This is a genomic window from Neisseria sp. HMSC075C10, from assembly GCF_001815615.1.
Classification (GTDB): Bacteria; Pseudomonadota; Gammaproteobacteria; order Burkholderiales; family Neisseriaceae; genus Neisseria; species Neisseria subflava_A.
The window spans coordinates 1-810 of sequence record NZ_KV821225.1 but is presented as its reverse complement, the minus strand read 5'-3'; the positions used below and the strand labels follow the sequence as shown (position 1 = coordinate 810).

The 810-nt window shown below is 47.3% G+C and carries 1 protein-coding gene; it reads right to left on the bottom strand.

What is annotated here, in order from left to right; translation table 11 throughout:
* Positions 1-188: 188 nt before the first annotated feature.
* Positions 189-810 (bottom strand): YadA C-terminal domain-containing protein (locus tag HMPREF3047_RS00265; RefSeq protein ID WP_210399747.1); only part of this gene is annotated, 622 nt, incomplete at its 5' end.

Here is an 810-nt window from a genome sequence, read left to right as displayed (position 1 = left end):
GGATTTTGGGGAATTTTGCAAAGGTCTCAGATAGTACGGCTATGCGAGGCAACGCCGTACTGGTTTAAAGTCAATCCACTATAAGTCTTTTATTCGAGATTCATGTCCAGTTGAGCAAACCCGCCAAACAAAACAAAAAACCCGCAGCATAGCTGCGGGTTTGATACCTATTTAACACTAAACCAGTATTACCATTCGTAGTTCACGCCTACGTTGTAAGATGCAGAGCCGCCTGAAGAGGTGCCGACTGCAAGACCGGCCTTGGCTGCAAAGTTTTCATTGAAGCGGTAGCCTGCACCGACTGCAACTGCGGTGTCAGATTTGAAACCACCCAAAGCAGCGGTAACGTTAAACTTACCAACGCTGTAAGGTTGGAACAGACCGCTGAGGGCTGCTTGTGCAGCAAGACCTTGGCGGGTCTCTTTGCGCAGATTAGCTACGTTTTTGTCCAAGTTGTCGATACGCGCTGAGTTTTTAGCAATACCGGCAGCGTGTTGGTTGCTTGCTGTTTGCAGGGTAGCAATATCGGCTTTGTTAGCGGCAACTTGTGTGGCATTAGCTTTAACTGCATCTTGAGCTTGAGCAGCAGCAGTTTGCGCCGCACTTGCTACATTATTGGCAGCATCAGCGGATGTTTTTGCAGCTTTGGCATGGCTTTCAGCAGTTTCAGCAGATTTTTGGGCAACTTCAACAGCACCTTTTACCACTTGAGCTGATTTTTGAGCTTCAACAGCTATTGTTCTTACGCTTTCTACAGCAGTCTTATCAGCTTTGGTCTCAATTGCTGCTTTATTGGCGTCGATGTCTTGA